The organism is Paucibacter sp. XJ19-41 (genome assembly GCF_028462495.1).
Taxonomy (GTDB): Bacteria; Pseudomonadota; Gammaproteobacteria; order Burkholderiales; family Burkholderiaceae_C; genus Roseateles_E.
In genome coordinates, this window is the sequence record NZ_JAQOWX010000301.1 from 1 (window position 1) to 468 (window position 468).

Annotated in this window: 1 pseudogene; it reads right to left on the reverse strand. The window is 75.2% G+C overall.

Annotated features, from left to right (window positions below):
* Positions 1–468, reverse strand: a pseudogene (locus PO768_RS29090) (putative baseplate assembly protein); the annotation flags it as partial.

Below are 468 nucleotides of genomic sequence, written 5' to 3' on the forward strand. Positions count from 1 at the left end.
CCGCTGAGCAGGTCGCTGACGCTGGCCAGCTTGCTCAGCGTGCCGGCCGGCAGATTGCCGCGCGCGCCGCCACCGACGCGCAGGCCGGCCGCGACGATGCGGCTGCCGGTGCTGGGCACACGGCCCTGGATGCCGTCGCCAAAGCACAGGCTGCCGGCCTCGGCATCGAAGCGGTAGACCTCGTCCAGCGGCCCGGCGCGGCCCAGGTCGTCGACCTGTTGCCAGACCCGGCTGCCGAGCACCGTGTCGTGGACCCGGCATTGCAGCGCCTCGGGCTCGGCGCTGTCCTGGGCCGCCAGTCCCAGCTCGAAGCGCTGGTCGGAGCCGCCGTCGGAGACGCCCAGCACCCGGTCCGCCAGGGCCTGGCGCTGCTCGATCTCGATCGCATGCAGGCCGGCCCAGGCCAGGCGCAGGCTGGCCAGCGGGAAGTCGGCGGCCACGCGCAGCCGCAGCCAGGCGATCAGCCGG